This is a genomic window from Streptomyces asiaticus (genome assembly GCF_018138715.1).
In the GTDB taxonomy this organism is placed as follows: domain Bacteria; phylum Actinomycetota; class Actinomycetes; order Streptomycetales; family Streptomycetaceae; genus Streptomyces; species Streptomyces asiaticus.
Window position 1 is genome coordinate 768091 of record NZ_JAGSHX010000001.1, and the last position, 18014, is coordinate 786104.

General features: G+C 72.5%; 15 protein-coding genes. 4 read left to right on the top strand and 11 right to left on the bottom strand.

Going from position 1 to position 18014, the window contains the following annotated elements:
* The first annotated feature begins 509 nt into the window (after nucleotides 1-509).
* A complete protein-coding gene (locus KHP12_RS03000) occupies nucleotides 510-3671 on the top strand; it encodes an AfsR/SARP family transcriptional regulator (RefSeq protein ID WP_211831358.1) in 3162 nt (1053 codons plus the stop codon).
* 42 nt (nucleotides 3672-3713) lie between these two features.
* Here the strand turns inward: KHP12_RS03000 and KHP12_RS03005 are convergent, their stop codons facing one another.
* The 10 genes from KHP12_RS03005 to glyA all read right to left on the bottom strand — a co-directional run bounded on the left by KHP12_RS03005 (nucleotide 3714) and on the right by glyA (nucleotide 14780).
* On the bottom strand, nucleotides 3714-5465 hold the full coding sequence (locus KHP12_RS03005) for an ABC transporter ATP-binding protein (RefSeq protein WP_308289270.1): 1752 nt from the start codon (nucleotides 5463-5465) through the stop codon (nucleotides 3714-3716).
* Complete coding sequence (locus tag KHP12_RS03010; protein ID WP_086882855.1) at nucleotides 5462-6016, bottom strand: lasso peptide biosynthesis B2 protein; 555 nt, start codon at nucleotides 6014-6016, stop codon at nucleotides 5462-5464. Before KHP12_RS03010 ends, KHP12_RS03005 begins: the two co-directional genes overlap by 4 nt.
* Complete coding sequence (locus KHP12_RS03015; protein ID WP_086882856.1) at nucleotides 6013-6309, bottom strand: PqqD family protein; 297 nt, start codon at nucleotides 6307-6309, stop codon at nucleotides 6013-6015. Before KHP12_RS03015 ends, KHP12_RS03010 begins: the two co-directional genes overlap by 4 nt.
* Nucleotides 6306-7844, bottom strand: a complete 1539-nt coding sequence (locus KHP12_RS03020) for an asparagine synthase-related protein (protein WP_143678091.1) — start codon at nucleotides 7842-7844, stop codon at nucleotides 6306-6308. The genes KHP12_RS03015 and KHP12_RS03020 overlap by 4 nt, the downstream gene beginning before the upstream one ends.
* A 284-nt stretch (nucleotides 7845-8128) precedes the next feature.
* A complete protein-coding gene (locus KHP12_RS52245; RefSeq protein ID WP_263407905.1) occupies nucleotides 8129-8257 on the bottom strand; it encodes a hypothetical protein in 129 nt (42 codons plus the stop codon).
* Between the two features lie 106 nt (nucleotides 8258-8363).
* The gene (locus KHP12_RS03025) at nucleotides 8364-8978 is read right to left on the bottom strand and encodes a sarcosine oxidase subunit gamma (protein ID WP_086882858.1); all 615 of its coding nucleotides are present in this window, start codon (nucleotides 8976-8978) and stop codon (nucleotides 8364-8366) included.
* Complete coding sequence (locus KHP12_RS03030; RefSeq protein WP_211831359.1) at nucleotides 8971-11874, bottom strand: sarcosine oxidase subunit alpha family protein; 2904 nt, start codon at nucleotides 11872-11874, stop codon at nucleotides 8971-8973. Before KHP12_RS03030 ends, KHP12_RS03025 begins: the two co-directional genes overlap by 8 nt.
* Nucleotides 11871-12167, bottom strand: coding sequence for a sarcosine oxidase subunit delta (locus KHP12_RS03035; RefSeq protein WP_086882860.1), 297 nt, complete (start codon nucleotides 12165-12167; stop codon nucleotides 11871-11873). The genes KHP12_RS03030 and KHP12_RS03035 overlap by 4 nt, the downstream gene beginning before the upstream one ends.
* Before the next feature lie 79 nt (nucleotides 12168-12246).
* Nucleotides 12247-13467: a sarcosine oxidase subunit beta family protein gene (locus tag KHP12_RS03040; protein WP_211831360.1), complete on the bottom strand. Its 1221-nt coding sequence runs from the start codon at nucleotides 13465-13467 to the stop codon at nucleotides 12247-12249.
* Complete coding sequence (gene glyA, locus KHP12_RS03045; protein WP_211831361.1) at nucleotides 13464-14780, bottom strand: serine hydroxymethyltransferase; 1317 nt, start codon at nucleotides 14778-14780, stop codon at nucleotides 13464-13466. Before glyA ends, KHP12_RS03040 begins: the two co-directional genes overlap by 4 nt.
* 96 nt (nucleotides 14781-14876) lie before the next feature.
* Here glyA and KHP12_RS03050 point away from each other — a divergent pair, with 96 nt between their 5' ends.
* Nucleotides 14877-15542, top strand: a complete 666-nt coding sequence (locus KHP12_RS03050; RefSeq protein ID WP_086883654.1) for a GntR family transcriptional regulator — start codon at nucleotides 14877-14879, stop codon at nucleotides 15540-15542.
* Nucleotides 15543-15839: 297 nt separating this feature from the next.
* Complete coding sequence (locus KHP12_RS03055; protein WP_208653124.1) at nucleotides 15840-16097, top strand: hypothetical protein; 258 nt, start codon at nucleotides 15840-15842, stop codon at nucleotides 16095-16097.
* A 30-nt stretch (nucleotides 16098-16127) separates the two neighbouring features.
* On the opposite strand, the gene KHP12_RS03060 is transcribed toward KHP12_RS03055, so the two are convergent.
* Nucleotides 16128-17087: a zinc-binding dehydrogenase gene (locus tag KHP12_RS03060; RefSeq protein ID WP_211831362.1), complete on the bottom strand. Its 960-nt coding sequence runs from the start codon at nucleotides 17085-17087 to the stop codon at nucleotides 16128-16130.
* Nucleotides 17088-17349: 262 nt separating this feature from the next.
* Between KHP12_RS03060 and KHP12_RS03065 the strand changes: the two genes are divergently transcribed.
* Complete coding sequence (locus KHP12_RS03065) at nucleotides 17350-18009, top strand: hypothetical protein (protein ID WP_308016608.1); 660 nt, start codon at nucleotides 17350-17352, stop codon at nucleotides 18007-18009.
* Nucleotides 18010-18014 lie beyond the last annotated feature (5 nt).

The following is an 18014-nucleotide window of genomic DNA, read 5'->3' on the forward strand; positions in this document are numbered from 1 at the left end:
GGAGCAGGGAGGAGCGGAGAGGAACAGAGGGAAACCGAGGTGGATCAGACGGAGCAGACGGGAAGGCGAAAATGGACCCTCCCCGGACCGCGGCGCCGCTGGTGGCAGGTCACGGCGACAACGGCAGAATTATCCAGGCCACGTCAGGACGAGCGGCAAGCTGGATATCGGCCAGGTATGGCCGAATCAGAGGCGCCTTCAGGACGAAGGTGAATATGGGGTTTCCTGGTGGTGGAGCGATGGGCGCGCGCTATCAGATGGGGCTCTGTCCTGGGGAGGGGCCGGTCGACCCCGGGATATGGACCAAGGCCATTGGCCGACGAGTGGGGCGCGCGCCGCCCGACCGGAAGCGCTCATGGCCGAATACGGCGGGGAAGGGAGAGGGATTTCTGGACACCACCGGCGCTTGCGGGAAGCATGTCCACCTGGCATACGCCGGTGAAGGCCTCTCGCGTCCGAGGGCGGGTCCGAGGGCGGGCTGGGGGCGGGGCTCGGGTCGGGGGGAGACCATGCGCGTTCAGGTACTTGGGCCGTTACGGGCCTGGCACGGCGAGACCGGAATCGACCTCGGCACACCTCATCAGCGAGCCCTCCTCGGCCTGCTGGTCCTGGCAGGGGGACGGTCGCTGTCCCGGGCGGAACTGGCCGACGCCCTGTGGAGGGACCGGCCACCGCGCAGCGCCGTCAATCTCATCCAGACCTACGTCAAACGATTACGCCGCCTGCTGGAGCCCGCCCGTCCGGCCCGGACCCCCAGCGCGCTGCTGCCCAGGGTCGGGGACGGCTACGCGCTCCGCGTTCCCCAGGACGACGTCGACCTGTCCCGCTTTCGGCAGCTGGCGACGCGGGCCGAGGCCGCGCGGCGCGACGGCGACGATCGCGGCGCGGCAGCGCTGCTGGCTGAGGCGCTCCGGCTGTGGCAGTCCCCGCCGATGGCGGATCTGCCCCTCCTGGCCGCTCATCCCGCGGTGGTCGCGCTGGCCGAGGAGCGGCGGGCCGCGGTGGCGAAGTACGGTGACGCGATGATCGCCGCGGGGGACGCCGAGGAGGCCCTGCCCGTGCTGGCGGAGACCGCGGCCGCGCACCCGCTGGACGAGCGGGCACAGGCCCGTCTGATGCGGGCCCACGGTGCCGTCGGACAGCGGGACACGGCCTTCACGATCTATCTGGACAGCCGCCGCAGACTCGCCGACGAACTGGGCGTGGAGCCCGGCGCCGAATTGACCGCCGCCTACACCGCGTTGCTGGGGGAGACGGCCGGGAGACCGGGAGCCTGTGCAGCAGGCCCCACGGGAACCCCTTCCCGTGGGGCCGACGTCATTCCGGACGCCCCCGGGCCCGTCCCCGGGCCCGTCCCCGGGCCCGTCCCCAGGCCCGTCCCCGGGCACGAACCCGGGCCCGCGTCGGGATCCGCCCCCGGACCCCGGCCCGGGGACGATCAGCCGACGAGCCCGGACCGGCCCGCCCCACCCGCCCAACTCCCTGCGGATGTCTACGGCTTCACCGGCCGATCGGCCGAGCTGTCCGCGCTCGACCGGCCCTGGACCGGGGACGAGCGGCCCGACCTCCGGGCGCCCGGACTCGCGACCATCGCGCCCGGACCCGCGACCATGACGATCTCGGTGATCTCCGGAACCGCCGGCGTCGGGAAGACCGCGCTGGCCGTCCACTGGGCACATCAGGCACGCGACCGGTTTCCCGACGGGCAGCTGTACGTCAATCTGCGCGGCTACGACCCGGACCGGCCGCTGTCCTCCGGTGACGCCCTCACCCGCTTTCTGCGCGCCCTGGGGCTGAACGGTCGGCACATACCCCTCGACCCGGACGAGCGGGCGAGCCGCTACCGCACCGAGATGGCCGATCGCCGGATGCTCGTCGTGCTGGACAACGCCCTCTCGGTCGAACAGGTGCGCCCGCTGCTGCCGGGCACGCCCTCCTGCGCGGTGCTGGTGACCAGCAGGGACAGCCTGGCCGGTCTGGTGGCGCTGCACGGCGCCCAGCGGATCGAGCTCGGCCCGCTGGTCCCCGCCGAGGCGACCGCGCTGCTGCGCCTGCTCATCGGCGACCGGGCCCGGACGGACCACACCTCGTCCGCCGTGCTGGCCGAGCAGTGCGCACGGCTGCCGCTGGCGCTGCGGGTGGCGGCCGAACTGGCCGCCACCCGCCCGGGAGTGACCTTGTCCGAGCTGGTGGCGGAGCTGAGCGACCAGCAACGGCGGCTCGAACTGCTGGACGCGGGCGGGGACTCCCGGGCCACCGTGCGATCGGTGTTCTTCTGGTCCTACCGTCATCTGCCTCCCGCGGCCGCCCGGACGTTCCGGCTGCTCGCCCTGCATCCGGGGCCGGACTTCGGCGTCCACGCCACCGCCGCCCTCACCGGCGAGGACGTGGACCGGGCCGGCAGTCGGCTCGCCCTGCTGACCCGGGCCCATCTGGTGCGGTCCTCCGGGCCCGGGCGGTACGCCATGCACGACCTCCTGCGCGCCTACGCGGACCGCCTGTCGCTCACGTACGACGATCAGGAGGACCGCCAAGCGGCCGGCATCCGCCTGCTCGACCACTACCTGGCCGGTGCCACCGCGGCGATGGACACGCTCTACCCCGCCGAGCGGCACCACCGCCCCGGCACCGCGCCCACGGCGGCATCGGCCCCGCCCATGCGGGACCAGGCGGTGGCGCGGGCCTGGCTGTCCGCCGAGATCCCCGTCATGAGCTCGGTCTGCGCCAGGGCCGCGGAGGGGCACCGGGCCGACTACGCCGTGCGCCTGGCCGCCGTGCTCTTCCGCCACCTGGACGGCGGCCACCACATGGAGGCGCTGTCGTTCCACACCCACGCGCTGCGCGCGGCCGAGCACATCGGTGACCGCGCCGGCCGGGCCCACGCACTGACCAACCTCGGCGTCGTCCACTGGCGGCTCGGCGCATACCGATCGGCCGCCGTCCACCTGCGGCAGGCCCTGGTCCTCCATCGCGCGTCGGGCGACCGTGCGGGCCAGGCCCGTACGCTGTCCAATCTGGGCAATGTGCACTGGCGGTCGGGCGACCATCCGTCCGCCGCGCACTGTCACCAGCAGGCCCTGTCGCTGTACGAGGAACTGGCCGACCGGGTCGGCCAGGCCCGCACCCTGACCAACCTCGGCAATGTGTGCCAGCGCCAGGGCGAGTACGACCTGGCCGACGCCTATCAGCGCCGGGCACTGGAGCTGCACGGCGTGACGGGCGACCAGATCGGCCGGGCCCGTACGCTGACCAACCTCGGCACCGTGCGTCTCCGCCAGGGCCGTTACGAGGCGGCAGCCGACCACCACGGTCAGGCCCTCGAGCTCTTCCGCCGGTTCGGCCACCACGGGGGGCAGGGATATGCGATGACCGGTCTGGGGGATGTGTATCTGCGGCAGGGGCTGCCTCTCGTGGCCGCCGACCACCACCGCCAGGCCCTGCGCCTGTTCCGTACGAACGGCGAGCGCTACGGCGAGGCGTCCGCGCTCAACGGCCTGGGTGAGGCGCTGCGCGGGGCCGGGCGTCCTGGCGAAGCCGTCGTCTACCACGTCAGGGCCGAGGCGGTCGCGGCGAGCACCGGTGAGCGCGACGAGCAGGCGCGCGCCCAGCTCGGCGCCGCGCTGGCGCGCGGCGACAGCGGCGCCGCCGACGCGTCCCCCACCTTGCGTTAGCCCCGCGCCGGCCCCGTCCCGCCACCCGACCGCGCCTTCGGCTCAGACGAGAAGCTGACGTCCGGCCAGTTCCCGGTACAGCGGCGAGGCGTCGACGAGTTCGGCATGGGTACCGCGGGCGACGACCCGGCCCTCTTCGAGTACGACGATGAGGTCGGAGCGGACGATCGTGGACAGCCGGTGGGCCACGACCAGCACCGTGCGGTTGACGGAGACGGAGTCGATCGCCTCGGCCAGAGCGGCCTCGTTGCGGGCGTCCAGGCTGGCGGTGGGTTCGTCCAGCAGGAGCAGCGGTGGCGCGGCCAGCAGCACGCGGGCGATGGCCAGCCGCTGGCGTTCACCACCGGAGAGCAGCACCCCGCCGTCCCCGACCTGGGCGTCCAGCCCCTGGGGAGTGCGGTGGACGAGACCGCACAGGTTCACGGCGTCGAGCACGCGCAGCAGGGCGGCGTCGTCGGCGCCGGGAGCGCCCAGCAGCAGGTTGTCCCGCAGGCTGCCCGCCAGCGCGGGCGCGTCCTGCTCGACATAGCCGAGCTGGCCGCGCAGGACGGCGAGCGGCAGTTCACGGGCGTCGACCCCGTGGAGGCGGACGGCGCCCGCCGTGGGCTCGTAGAACCGCTCGGCGAGGGCGAGCAGGGTGCTCTTGCCCGCGCCGGACGGCCCGACGAGCGCGACCCGGAAGCCCCGCGGGATGTCCAGACTGACGCCGCGCAGCACGGGTGTGCCGTCGGGATAGTCGAAGTCCACGTTCTCGAAGGCGAGGGCCGGCCGGTGTGCCGGGCCGACGGGGACAGGACGGCGGACGGCCGCGGGGCCGGCCTGGGGTTCGGTGGGCAGGGCCCGTACCTCCTCGATCCGGGCGAGCGCCCCGAGCCCGGCCTGGAAGGTGGTGTACGCCTGAAGTGCCTGGGCCATGGGCTGAACGAACAGCAGGAGATAGAGGACGAACGCGACGAGGTCCACCACGTCCACCGCGCCCGACGCCACGCGGGCGCTGCCGTAGCCCAGCACGGACAGCAGGGCCGCCTGCATCGCGACATTGGCCAGGGGGACGGCCAGCGACTCCAGGCGGGCCACGCGGAGCCCGGCCTCGTAGGCGGCCGCAGCGCTCCGCCCGATCTGCGCGGCCTCACGCTCCTCCGCGCGGGCGGCACGGATGGTGCGCACCGCGGTCAGCGCTCGCTCGACGGAGGCCGTCATGGCGCCCACGGCCTGCTGGGCCCGGCCGCTCAGGTGCCGGATCCGGCGCGAGACCGTGGCCACGGCGACGACGCCGGCCCCCACCGACAGCAGGGTCACCACCAGCAGCGGCGGATCGATGCTCGCCATCAGGACCACGGCACCGAGCGCGACCACCACGCCCGAGCCCAGGTCCACCAGACCGCCGGTCACCACGGACCGCAGCAGAGTGGTGTCGGCGCCCACCCGGGAGATCAGGTCCCCGGTGCGCCGCCGGTCGAACTCCCCGACCGGCAGCCGCAGCAGAGTCTCCACCAGGGTGCGGCGGGCCATGAGGACCACGCCCTCCGCGGTGCGCTGGAGCAGATAGCGCTGGACTCCTTCCAGGGCCGCGGCCGCCACCACCACACCGACCAGGAGGGCGAGGGCGGTGCCGAGGCCGGAGCCCCCGCTCGCAGCGCCCAGCGTCCGCTGGACCAGCAGCGGCTGGGCGAGGGCCGCCGCCGACGACACCAGGGACAGCCCCATGACCGCCAGCAGCGCGCCGCGGTGGGGGGCGAGGTACGGCCACAGCCGGGACGGCCGGCGGCCGGATGCGCCTGGTGCGCCGCTCACGGGGCGAGCCCCCGTCGCCGCCCGGGCGCCGCCGGAGTGTCCGTCAGCTGGGCGGAGCCGATGCGCTGGAGTACGCGATAGCCGACGGTGACGTCCTGGTTGTCGTTGAGTACGACGCCGTGCACCTCGGTCCAGGCATGGAAGGTGTCCTTCTCGAACGTGCTGGTCAGCGCCCTGGCCACACAGACCTCGGCGGGCAGCCCCAGAGCCGTCAGATAGCGGGCCAGGGCCAGGGAGCGGGGCAGGCAGTCCGCCCGGGGCAGCAGGACCCGCAGCACCGCCTGGGACCAGAACACCTGTCGCCGGGCCAGGAGGACGCCCGCATCCGGGTGGAGTTCGCGCGGACGCCAGGCGCCCGGGGCCGGCCGGGCTCCTTCGAGGAGCGGGCGGGCCCTGCTCCAGCCGCGACGGCGGTAGGTCCACGCCGTGACGGCGGTGGCCCGGAGCGCGCGCAGTCGCAAGAGCGGTGGCACGCCCGGCGGCGCCGCGCCCGGGGCCGGATCCGCCAGGAAGAACTCCCAGTCCGTCAGCGGCTTGGTGAGGGCTCTCACGGTCGCCCCTCCTCGGCCGGGGCGAGCAGGCCGTGCTGGGCGAGCTGGTGCGTGAGGGTGGTGACGCCGGCTTCGAGGGTGCCGCTGGGTGCCTCCACCAGTTCCCCGAGATGGGCGACCACCTCCTCGACCGTGCCGAACCGCAGGGCGGCGCCGAGCATCAGCGTCGCGGTCGCGTTCAGGGCCAGATAGACGTCCATACGGGTGTCGAGGATCACCCCCGCCTCGTCGGTCGGATCGAAGACGGCGTGGTCGGCCAGGCGCAGCAGAGGGGGAGCGGGGTTCACGGTCACGGGGTCCTTCCCTCGTAGTGACGCAGGAAGATCTCGGTCATGGCGGCGTGGACCAGCGTCTCGGCGTTGCGGCGCCTGCGGTGCGGGTCGGTCAGCACCTCGGCCAGCCGTTCCGGGTTCACCACACCCATGCGGACGAGCCGGGAGTCGGGCCCGCCCATCAGCTCATGGAAGGCGTCCGTGTCCGCCAGGGCGCGGTGCTTGTGCGCGGAGGACATCCACAGGCGTCCGTACCGGCGCCATACGGACGCGGGCAGCCGGGTGGACAGCAGCAGCCGGAGCACCGGCTTGGTGATCACCTGCCCCTGGTAGGGGATCATCCGGTACGCGTCGGGCATCCGCGCGGCCAGCCTGCGCAGGTCCCGGGAGCCCAGAGGGTTGCACATCATGATTTCGCGCGGCCGCCACGACGTCAGATGCGCGCAGGCGTCCTTGACCGAGTAGTCGTCCTCGGCCGGTACGTCCGCGAACGGGTCGTCCGGGACGCCCGGCACGGGTTCGAGGAAATCCGTGGCCCGGGCGAGGCCGCCGCCGGACCGGATGTCGTCGAACAGCGAGCGGCTCCGGGAGGCGGTGCGGACGATCCGCGGGGCTTCCCAGCGGGAGCTGATCAGACCCGCGCAGAGCGCCGCCCTCTCGCGGAACGGGATGTCTCCGGCCAGGGCGTCGTGCAGACCGTAGCGGAGCGGGCCGAACCGCAGGTCGCCGTCCCTGCCCCACACCAGCAGCCTGATGCCGTCGCCGTGCACCCGCTCCGCCAGCTGCTCCAGCCAGGGAAACCCCACATTCAGGAAGGGGTGGGGGAAGGAGCGCCCGCGCGGTGGGAAGTCGCCGTCGTAGCCCGCCTTGACCATCTCCAGCGGAACGGACAGGTGGTCGCAGATCGTTCGCGCATAGGCGGACTCGTCGGCCAGCGGGTCGTCCACCACATGGTGGTAGGCCACCACATCGGCCCCGGCCTCGACCAGGGCGCACAGCACGGCCGCCGAGTCGAGTCCGCCGCTGACCATGACTCCGACCCGCCCGGCGCCCACGTACGCCCGGGCCTCCCGCAGCAGCATCTCGTAGGCGAGCTCGGCGTACTGGGCCAGGGGAGTGCGGCGCGGCAGGTCCAGCGGCGCGAGGGCGTCGAATCGGACGGTGGACAGGGTCCTTTGGTCGGCGACGACGAGCTCGCCGGGGCGCACGGGGGTCAGTCCGTGGTAGATGAAGACCTCGTCGCCGCGACAGCACCGCCAGATGGCCTGTCGGCTGAACTCCTCGCGTTCCCGGTCGAGCAGATCGGCCGGGTCGGTGGACCAGCTCACCACCGGGCCGTCCCTGCGGTACAGCAGTCCCTCGGTGCTGACGAGGTTCCGGAACAGCGTCACCTTGCGTGGGGTCACCAGGGCCCCGCACAGCTCACCGGGCAGCCGCGCGAGTTCCGCGTGGCGGCCCTCGCGGATCAGATCCGCGATCCGCCGCTGCCATCCGTCCGTCGCCGGACGGGTCACCGGACCCGACAGCAGCAGATGCTCCCCGGGGCCGGTCTCCACCGGCCGGAGGGAAGTGTCCGGGGCCGGTCGCCGCACCGCCCGGTGAGGCGCCGGCGGTGTTCCCCGGCCTGCGAACGGCAGGCGGGCGAGCCCGATTTCCGCGTCGGCGGTGTCGAAATCCACCCGACCGGAGATTCCGAGAAAGTCCCCGACCAGCAACAGAGCACCCCTTTTCGCCACATGGTCCAGCCAGTACCTGATGGCCCGCCCATATCAGGCGGGGCCGAGCGGCATCCGCTCCCGCCCGAAGGGGGCGGGAGCGGAGCGGGTGGTACCGGCCGCCGTTAGCTGAGGCGCCGGTGCGTGGTGATGACGTTGTCGAAGGTCTGCCCGATGGTGAGCCATCCGGTCAGTTCCTCGACCGTGCCCAGCACGGTGACACTGGGCTCCACATACGCCAGCTTGATCTTCATCGGAGTTCCTCCCCTTTGGCCGGGTTCGGTGCGTGTTCCTCCTCAGGTTGCGTCGTACGTTTGGACGAGGACTGGACGTCCGGTGGACACGGCCGCGCCGCCCTTGTCAGGGCACCTCCGGTCCGCGGTACTCGCGCATCGCGTCGATGAGCCAGCGCGCCAGATAGTCGGCGAACGAGGACCGCGGGAGGAGCCGGTACGTGGGCGCGTCGTCGAGCTGCCAGAGCAGCACCGGGACGGGGCCCACCGTGGTCGACACCGCCCGGCCGGGGCCGAAGGCACGGGGGTGGAGGTCCAGCCGGCAGCCCTTCTCCAGCACCTGGCGGGCGGCCGGGCCGCTCAGCTCGAGCGTGGTGCGGTTCGCCGAGACGTCCACGACCGAGCCCGGGTCTCCCGCGAGTGCCTGCCGCAACTCGGCGGTGTCGATGGGCCCTTCGGACACCACGAGCCACTCGTCGGGGCCGAGCCAGACGGCCGTGTGGGGGCCGGACGCGGTGGTGTGGCCGCACTCTCGCGGCAGCGGCGCCCCCAGGGTCTTCTCCACCCGGCCGGCCGCCTCCGAAGCGGGCTCGAGGCGCAGGTTCACCATGGTGAGGAACGGCCGCTCGGCGAGCGTGACGCCGCGGGCGCCGGTGACGGCGGCCGCGCGCATCCGGTCCGCCAGATGTGCCAGGGGGCTGGTGCGCAGCCCCACCGGGCTCGCGTCGGTCGGCTCAGCCATCTCGCTTGGTCCCTTCGGGGTCGTAGAGCACGGGTTCGGTGACCTGGACGGGGACGAGGTCGTCGCCGACGGGGGCGAGGAGCGTGTCCCCGACGCGGTCCCGCCCGGCGGCGACCAGGGCGAGGGCGAACGGCCGGCCCAGCGCCTGGCTGTGGTAGCTGGAGGTGACATGGCCGAGCATCGGCACCGGCCCGGCCTCGGGGGTGACGGGCACGTCCGCCGCGATGAGCTGGGTGCCCTCGGGCAGCCGGGTGCCGCCATCGCTCGGCAGGAGGCCGACCAGGTGCTTGCGGTCGGGGCGGGAGGTGTCGGGGCGGGAGTACGAGCGCTTGCCGATGAACTCCTTCTGCTTGGAGACCACCCAGGACATGCCCGCGTCCCCAGGGGTGACGGTGCCGTCGGTGTCCTGGCCGACGATGATGTAGCCCTTCTCGGCCCGCAGGACGTGCATGGTCTCGGTGCCGTACGGGGTGATGTCGTACGGTCGGCCCACCGCGTACACCTCCTCCCAGACCGCCAGGCCGTACCACGCCGAGACGTTGATCTCGTAGGCCAGTTCGCCGGAGAAGGAGATCCGGCAGATGCGGGCCGGGATACCGGAGGCCAGGGTGGTCTCGCGGAGGGCCATGAAGGGGAACGCCTCGTTCGACACGTCGACGTCGGGGGCGAGATGGGCGACCACCTCGCGCGACTGCGGGCCGACCACGGCGATCGTCGTCCACTGCTCGGTCACCGAGGTGCAGTGGACGTCGAGTTCGGGCCACTCGGTCTGGAGCCACTCCTCCAGCCAGTCCAGGACTCCGGCGGCGCCGCCGGTCGTGGTGGTCATGAAGTAGCGGTTCTCCTCGAGGCGCAGCGTGACGCCGTCGTCGAAGATCATGCCGTCCGGCTTGCACATCACGCCGTAGCGGGCCATACCGGGCCTGAGCTTCTTGAAGCCGTTGGTGTAGACGCGGCCCAGGAACTCTCCGGCGTCCCGGCCCCAGATCTCGATCTTGCCGAGAGTGGAGGCGTCCATGAACGTCGCCCCCTCGCGGGCGGCGCGGCACTCGCGGGCCACGGCCGAGTCCATGTCCTCACCCGGCCGGGGGTAGTACCAGGGGCGCTTCCACTGGCCGACGTCCTCGAACACCGCCCCCTGGGCGACATGCCAGTGGTGGATGGAGGTCATGCGCTCCGGGTCGAACAGCTCACCGCGCTCCCGCCCGGCCAGGGCGGCGAAGGCCACCGGCGTGTACGGCGCCCGGTAGGCCGTGGTGCCGATCTCTCCGGGTGACGCGCCCGCGCCGAGGATCTCGGCGATGACACCGATCGCGTTGACGCCGGAGGTCTTGCCCTGGTCGTTGGCCGTGCCGAGCGAGGTGTAGCGCTTGACGTGCTCGACACCGCGCATGCCGGTCCCGGTGGACCGCCGGATGTCGGCGACGGTGGCATCGCGCTGGAGGTCGACGAAGTGGGTGTCCCAGCTGCCGGGCTCGCCCTCGGGGGCGGGCACCAGCCACAGCGCGCGGATCGGGCCGGCTCCGGGCCGTGCGTCCCCGGGCGACGGCAGGGGAACCGGGAACCCGGCGTCCGTCGCCGCCCGGGCACCGGCCTGTGCCCCCTCGGCCAGACAGCCGTCGAGGTCGTACGTCCCCCGGGCCGCGCCGACGACCCGCTGGTCCCGTACGGTGCCGTCGGGCACGAACGCGACCAGGTCCTCGTCCCAGCGCAGCCTGCCCTGGCGCTGGCTGTGCAGGTGCACCACCGGGCTCCAGCCGCCCGAGACGGCGAGCAGGTCGCAGTCGAACGACTCCGGCTCGCCGGTGAGTCGGCCCTCCTCGCCGAGGGCCTGGACGGTGACACCGGTGAGCCGCCCGCCGCCCGCGGTGCCGACCACCGCACCGCCCGTCAGCACCCGCACACCGGTCGCCGTGGCGACCTCGGCGGCCCGGCGGGACAGCTCGGGACGCGCGTCCACGACGGCGGCGATGTCGATCCCGGCGGCGTGGAGATCGGCGACCGTGTCATAGGCGCTGTCGTTGGTCGTGCTCACCACGGCCCGCGAGCCGGGAGCCACGGCGTACCGGTTGAGGTAGGAGCGCACGGCCCCGGCGAGCATCACCCCGGGCCGGTCGTTCCCGGCGAAGACCAGCGGACGCTCATGGGCGCCGGTCGCCAGCACCACCTGGCGGGCGCGGATGTGCCACAGCCGCTGGCGCGAGACGCCCTCGGCGGGATCGGGCGCGTCGGGTCCGAGGTGATCGGTGCGCCGCTGCACGGCCAGCACATAGTTGTCGTCGTAGGAGCCGAACGCCGAGGTGCGGTGCAGGACGACGGCCTCCGGGGCGGCGTCGAGGGCCGCGCGGACCTCGGCGACCCACTCGAGGGCGGTCTGCGCGCCGACCCGCTCGGCGCGCCCGGAGAGCAGCGAACCGCCGGGCTCGGGCTGGTCGTCGAGGAGGATCACGCGGGCGCCGGAGCCCGCGGCAGCGGCGGCGGCCGCGAGCCCGGCCGGTCCGGCGCCGATGACCAGGACGTCGGTGTGGACGTACTTCTTGTCGTAGACGGCGGGGTCGGGGGCCGGGTCGAGCCGTCCCATCCCGGACAGCGTCGTGGCGGACAGCCCGTCGTACAGCTCCACGGTCGTCGCCGGAAGCATGCCCTCCGAGCACGAGCCGCCGAGCTGCACCAGGGCGTTGGGCTCCTCGACACCCGCGGCGACGATGCCGCGCGGGCGGCCGCGGTAGATCGACGGGGCGACCTCGACGACCCCGTTCGCCAGCATCGCCGAGGCCACGGTGTCCCCGGGGTGCCCGGTCAGCTCCCGCCCGTCGACGGTGAACCGCAGCACGGTGCCACGCTCGATACGGCCCCCTTGCCGGAGCCGGCAGCGCTGATGGGGCTGGTCGGTCATCGGTTTCCTCCGGCCTGGGGCAGTTCGGGGCGGGGCGCGTCGAGCCGGTAGGAGGCCAGCGCCTCGTAGCTGACGGTGTCGCGCAGGACGTTGAACCAGCGGCGGCAGCCGGTGCTGTGCATCCACCGCTCGGCGAAGGGGCCCTTGGGGTTGTCCCGGTAGAAGACGTACGCGGCCCACTGCTCGTCGTCGAGGTCGGCGGGGCGCTCGGGGTAGGGGACATGGGCCTGTCCCCCGTAGTGGTACTCGGCCTCGTCGCGAGGACCGCACCATGGGCAGGTGATCAGGAGCACGGTGTCCTTCTCTCAGCGGGCTCTCGGTGGACGCTCAGCGCGCTCTCGGCAAGCGCTCAGTGGGCGCTCAGCCGGGTTCTCAGTGGGCCACTGCCGCGGCGCCGTGTTCGTCGATCAACGCGCCCGTCGCGAAGCGTTCGAGGGCGAAGGGGGCGTTCAGCGGATGCGGTTCGCCCGTGGCGATGGTGTGCGCGAAGGTCCAGCCGGCGGCCGGGGTGGCCTTGAACCCGCCGGTGCCCCAGCCGCAGTTGACGTAGAGGTTCTCGACGGGGGTGGTGCCGATGACAGGGGAGGCGTCCGGGGTGACGTCGACGATGCCGCCCCAGGTCCGCAGCACATGCGCGCGGGCGAAGACGGGGAACAGCTCGACGGCGGCTGCCATCTGCTGCTCGATGACATGGAAGGAGCCGCGCTGCCCGTAGCCGTTGTACGAGTCGACGCCCGCGCCCAGCACCAGCTCGCCCTTGTGCGCCTGGGAGACGTAGACGTGCACATGGTTCGACATGACCACGGTCGGGTGCACCGGCTCGTGCAGTTCGGAGACCAGCGCCTGGAGCGGATGGGACTGCACCGGCAGCCGGAAACCGGCCAGCTCGGCCAGCACACTGCTGTGCCCGGCGGCCGCGAGGCCGACCCGGCCGGCGCGGATGCGGCCACGGCTGGTCTCGACGCCCACCACCCGGTCGCCGTCCTTGAGGAAGCCGGTGACCTCGCACCCCTGGATCAGGTCCACACCCATGGCGTCGGCCCGGCGCGCCAGCGCCCACGCGACATGGTCGTGCTTGGCGATACCGGCCCGCGGCTGGAAGGTGGCGCCGAGGACCGGATACCGGGTGCGGGACGAGACGTTGAGGATGGGGCAGACCTCGGCGACCTCGTCCGGCGTCAGCCACTGGGCGTCCACGCCGTTGAGGCGGTTGGCGCCCACCCGGCGCACGCCCTCGCGGACGTCCTGGAGGGTGTGTGCGAGGTTGAGGACGCCGCGCTGGCTGAACAGGAAGTCGTAGTCCAGCTCCGCCGGCAGCCCCTCCCACAGCTTGAGCGCGTGCTCATAGATCGCCGCGCTCTCGTCCCACAGATAGTTGGAGCGGATGATCGTGGTGTTGCGTGCCATGTTGCCGCCGGCCAGCCAGCCCTTCTCCAGGACCGCGACGTTGGTGATGCCGTGGTTCTGGGCCAGGTAGTAGGCGGTGGCCAGGCCGTGGCCGCCCGCGCCGACGATGACGACGTCGTACGAGGAGCGCGGCTCGGGGTTGCGCCAGAGGAAGTCCGGGTGCTCCGGCAGCGGCTGGGCGGTCATGCCGCGCCTCCGTTCGGGCGGGGGTAGAGGGGGAAGGCGGAGGCGAGCTTCTCGACCCGGTCGCGGAGCAGGCCCGCGCGCTCGTCGTCGAGCCGCTCGTCCTTGAGGGCCTGGGCGATGATGTCGGCCACCTCCCGGAACTCCGTCTCGCCGAAGCCGCGGGTGGCCAGGGCCGGAGTGCCGATCCGCAGCCCCGAGGAGACCATCGGCGGACGGGGGTCGAACGGCACCGCGTTGCGGTTGACCGTGATGCCGACGCGGTGCAGCCGGTCCTCGGCCTGCTGTCCGTCGAGCGCGGAGTCGCGCAGGTCGACGAGGACCAGATGGACCTCGGTGCCGCCGGTGAGCACCGTGATCCCGGCCTCGGCCACATCGTCGGCCAGCAGCCGCCCGGCGAGGATGCGGGCTCCGTCCAGGGTGCGCCGCTGGCGCTCCCTGAACTCCTCGCCCGCCGCCACCTTGAAGGCCACCGCCTTCGCCGCGATGACATGCTCCAGCGGGCCGCCCTGCTGACCGGGGAAGACCGCCGAGTTGATCTTCTTGGCCAGGTCGGCACGGCTGAGGATCACCCCGCCGCGCGGGCCGCCGAGGGTCTTGTGCGTGGTGGTCGTCACGACATCGGCGTACGGCACCGGGTTGGGGTGGAGGCCCGCGGCCACCAGCCCGGCGAAGTGGGCCATGTCCACCATCAGGTACGCGCCGACCTCGTCCGCGATCCGGCGGAACGCGGCGAAGTCCAGCCGGCGGGGGTAGGCCGACCAGCCCGCGACGATCATCTTGGGGCGGTGCTCCTTGGCCAGCCGCCCGACCTCGTCCATGTCGATGCGCAGATCGGACTCGCGCACGTGGTACGGCACGACGTTGTAGAGCTTGCCGGAGAAGTTGATCTTCATGCCGTGGGTCAGATGGCCGCCGTGCGCCAGGTTCAGCCCCAGGATGGTGTCGCCGGGGGAGAGCAGGGCGAACATCGCGGCCGCGTTGGCCTGGGCGCCCGAGTGCGGCTGGACGTTCGCCGCCTCGGCGCCGAAGAGCTCCTTCACCCGGTCGATGGCGATCTGCTCGACCACGTCGACGTGCTCACAGCCGCCGTAGTAGCGGCGGCCGGGGTAGCCCTCGGCGTACTTGTTGGTCAGGACCGAGCCCTGGGCCTCCATGACCGCCGACGGAGCGAAGTTCTCCGAGGCGATCATCTCGAGCGTGGACTGCTGGCGGTGCAGCTCGGCCCCCACCGCGGCGGCGATGTCCGGGTCGAGCTCGCTGAGCGGGAGGGTGAGAGGGGAGGCGAATGTGCTGGTCGACGGGTTGATTGCCATCTGTGCACCATCCTGAGAGCCAACTAATGGGCAACTGATATATCAGCCTCTGCGGTAAGGTATGAGAGCTCGCGACACAGGTCAAGGGGGCATTTCATGCAGCAGGTGGCGACCGAACCCGCGGGCGAGGAGCTCTCCCTCGCCGAGCGCGCCTATCGCGCCATCCGCGACCGGCTCGTCATGCTCGAGATCCGCCCGGGCGCGCCGATCAACGAGGACCAGCTGGCGCAGTCCCTCGGCGTCGGACGCACGCCGGTGCGCGAGGCGCTCAAGCGGCTCCAGTACGAGCGGCTGATCACGACCTACCCCCGGCGCGGCACCTTCGCCACCGACGTCAACATCACCGACCTGGCCCATATCTCCGAGGTGCGCCAGGAGTTGGAGCCCCTGGCCGCCGCCCTGGCCGCGCGGCGCGCCACGGCCGCGGACCGTGCGACCCTGACGGCCGCCCTGCGGGAGCTGGCGGGCGCGGACTCACCCCAGCGCGACGCCGCCGAGCTGATGCGCCTGGACCTCCAGGTCCACCGCGCGATCTACGCCGCCACGCACAACCCGTACCTGGAGGACACGCTCGTCCGCCACGACAATCTGGCGACCCGCATCTGGTGCCTGTTCATCGACCGCCTGTCCGACATGGCCGGTCACGTCGGAGAGCACGGGCCGTTGATCGAGGCGGTCGCCGCCGGTGACGCCGACAAGGCGGCACAGCTCGCCCACAGCCATGTCGAGGGCTTCGAACGGGCCATTCGCGCCGCGATCTGAGACGGGTCCCCATACCCCACCCCCGTTGACAGGCCGATCGTCCGCGGCGTCCGCCTCAGTGTGTGGCGCCCCGCGGATCCTCCCGGTGCCTACGGGGCCTGCCCGCCAGCGTGGTCCACAGGTGCGGGGCGACATCGTCCTCCGGGAGCTGGGCGATCATGAAACGGACACAGCGTTCGATCTTGACCCGCCACAGCGGACCCCCGGCCGTGGCTTGCCCGGGCCAGGGGCATTGCCGACGGGCGGACACTCGCGGCGGTTCTCACCGCCGGTGCGGACGGCGCCTGGCTGGGCACGGTGTTCCTCGCCAGCCCCGAGGCGGTCGAGGTGCACGACGTACAGCGGGCCTACGACATCGTGTCGGGGTTGCCGTGGCCGACGGCCATCGGTGAACGGGTCCGCCGCAACCGGTTCACCGATGAGTGGGCGGAGCGTGAGGCGACGCTGCGGGAGCGTAAGGAGGAATTCGCGCCCCCGGAAGACGTCAATCCCTTCGAGGCCCCGCCCGACCCCGACACGAACCTGGGCTCGCGGCCTCGGTCGCTGCTGGGCTGACGGAGAGTGTGAACGGCGAGGAGGCCGGGGTCAGCCCCTGGGGCGGGTGACCAGGCGGCCCCGGACCTTGCCGTGGCGGAGTCGGTCCAGGCCCTGGTTGAGGTCGGCGAAGGGGATCTCCTCCACGACCGGTTCGATCCGGCCGTCCGCGATGAAGCCCAGGACCTGGCGGTATTCCTCCTTGCTGGCGCCGTAGGAGCCGCGGAGCTGCACGCTTTTGCGAATGAGGCTGCCGTTGGAGAAGGTCGTGGTCCTGGTGCCGAGGCCGACCATGATCACGCGGCCGTGGCGGCGTACGGCATCGATCGCGTCGGACGTGGTCGAGCCCACGCCCGCGAAGTCGATGATGGCATCGGGCCGCAGGTCGGCCAGCGCCGCGGTGTCGGTGAAGCATTCGCGGGCGCCCGCCGCGTGGGCGGCCTCGAAGGTGTCGGGGTTGATGTCCACGCCGTAGACCGTGGCCCCCGCGATCACTCCCGTACGGACTCCGTTGAGGCCGAGGCCGCCCAGGCCGATGACAGCGATCACCTCGCCCGGTTTGGCCCGGGCCTCGGTGCGGACCGCGTGGTAGGCGGTGACGACGGAGTCCGTGGCGACGGCCGCATGGACGGTGGAGACGTTGTCGGGCAGGGGGACCAGGGTGGAGGCATGGGCCACCAGGCGTTCGGCGTAACCGCCGTCGACGCCGATGCCCGGTGCGTAGGACGCCTGGACCTGCGGATGCGCGATGATCGCGACGGCCACGCGGTCGCCTGTCGCATAGCCCTCCACCCCTTCGCCGAGGGCGGAGACGGTACCTGCGACCTCGTGGCCGAAGGTGAAGGGCGGGCGGCACATGGGCTCGATCAGGCCGTCGATCATATGGACATCGGAGTGGCACAGCCCGGCGGCCTCGACGTCCACCACGACCCAGCCCGGGTCGGCCACCGGGTCCGGCAGTTCGGCACGCTCCAGCGGGGCGCCCTGTGCCACGTACCGGAATGCCTTCATCGATTACTCCCAAGGGCTCGTTGGCAGAGGAACCGCCGCAGCCTATCGCCGTGTCAGTTTCCGCCTGGGACAGTGAGGTCGGACCAGGGGCCGAGGCACGGCGGGGGAGGTACGACCACGGTCCGATCTGGAAGTGTGGTCCGTGCTCCGACGACGTGGCGTACGCGTCGGCGACATCGTTGCCCCCATGACCGTCACTTCTCCGTCAGCCGCCGCGCCGCGGGCTCTTTTTCCGGGACCCTGGGTAGGTGGCGCATCCCTCGTGGTCGGGCCCTTGCTGGTGCTCACCGGTGTGCTGCTCCGTATGCGCTTCGGCTTCTTCTTTCCCGCGCAGCTGAGCGCGTACGAGCGGCATCCGCATCTCATGACCGCCTCGTACAGCCTTGTCGCTGCGGGGTGGGTGCTGCTCTGGCCGGGAGTGGCGCTCCTGGCCGCCCGGATCGGTGAACGTTTCCGGGAGCTGGCCGTATGGGGTGGTGTTCTCACGGTCCTGGGCCTGTTCGCCCGGGCGTTTCACGCGGGTGTGGACCACGCGGACTTCCAACTGGTGACCGCCGATGGCGCGGCGTCGGCGGCCCGCACCGTGAGCGAGACCTATGGCGCCTTCCACGTCTTCAGCGTGCTGAACGCGGCCATCATGGGCGGCTGGATCCTGCTGGCCGTCGGCGCCCACCGCGCACGGGTGCTCGGACCCCTGCGTGCGGCGGCCCTGGGCCTGGTGTCGATGATGCCACTGGGGGTGCTGAAAGGGACGACCGCGTGGTCGGTCGCGGCTGCCACGGGGCTGTGCGTGGCACTCGTACCGCTGGGCGTGGCCGCGTGGCGCGCGGGGCCAACTCCGCGTGCGGCCACCGTCGTCGGGAGGCTTGTGCTGCTGGGCGCGGTGGCCACCGCGATGTTCTGCTTCGGGCAGGCGGGATGAGCGCT

Bases quoted from the DNA above. Each gene is read 5' to 3' on its own strand.
- KHP12_RS03060 (WP_211831362.1), bottom strand. From the start codon at position 17,087: ATGAAGGCATTCCGGTACGTGGCACAGGGCGCCCCGCTGGAGCGTGCC.
- KHP12_RS03000 (WP_211831358.1), top strand. From the start codon at position 510: ATGCGCGTTCAGGTACTTGGGCCGTTACGGGCCTGGCACGGCGAGACC.
- KHP12_RS52245 (WP_263407905.1), bottom strand. From the start codon at position 8,257: ATGAAGATCAAGCTGGCGTATGTGGAGCCCAGTGTCACCGTGCTGGGC.
- KHP12_RS03050 (WP_086883654.1), top strand. From the start codon at position 14,877: ATGCAGCAGGTGGCGACCGAACCCGCGGGCGAGGAGCTCTCCCTCGCC.
- KHP12_RS03040 (WP_211831360.1), bottom strand. From the start codon at position 13,467: ATGACCGCCCAGCCGCTGCCGGAGCACCCGGACTTCCTCTGGCGCAAC.
- glyA (WP_211831361.1), bottom strand. From the start codon at position 14,780: ATGGCAATCAACCCGTCGACCAGCACATTCGCCTCCCCTCTCACCCTC.
- KHP12_RS03025 (WP_086882858.1), bottom strand. From the start codon at position 8,978: ATGGCTGAGCCGACCGACGCGAGCCCGGTGGGGCTGCGCACCAGCCCC.
- KHP12_RS03030 (WP_211831359.1), bottom strand. From the start codon at position 11,874: ATGACCGACCAGCCCCATCAGCGCTGCCGGCTCCGGCAAGGGGGCCGT.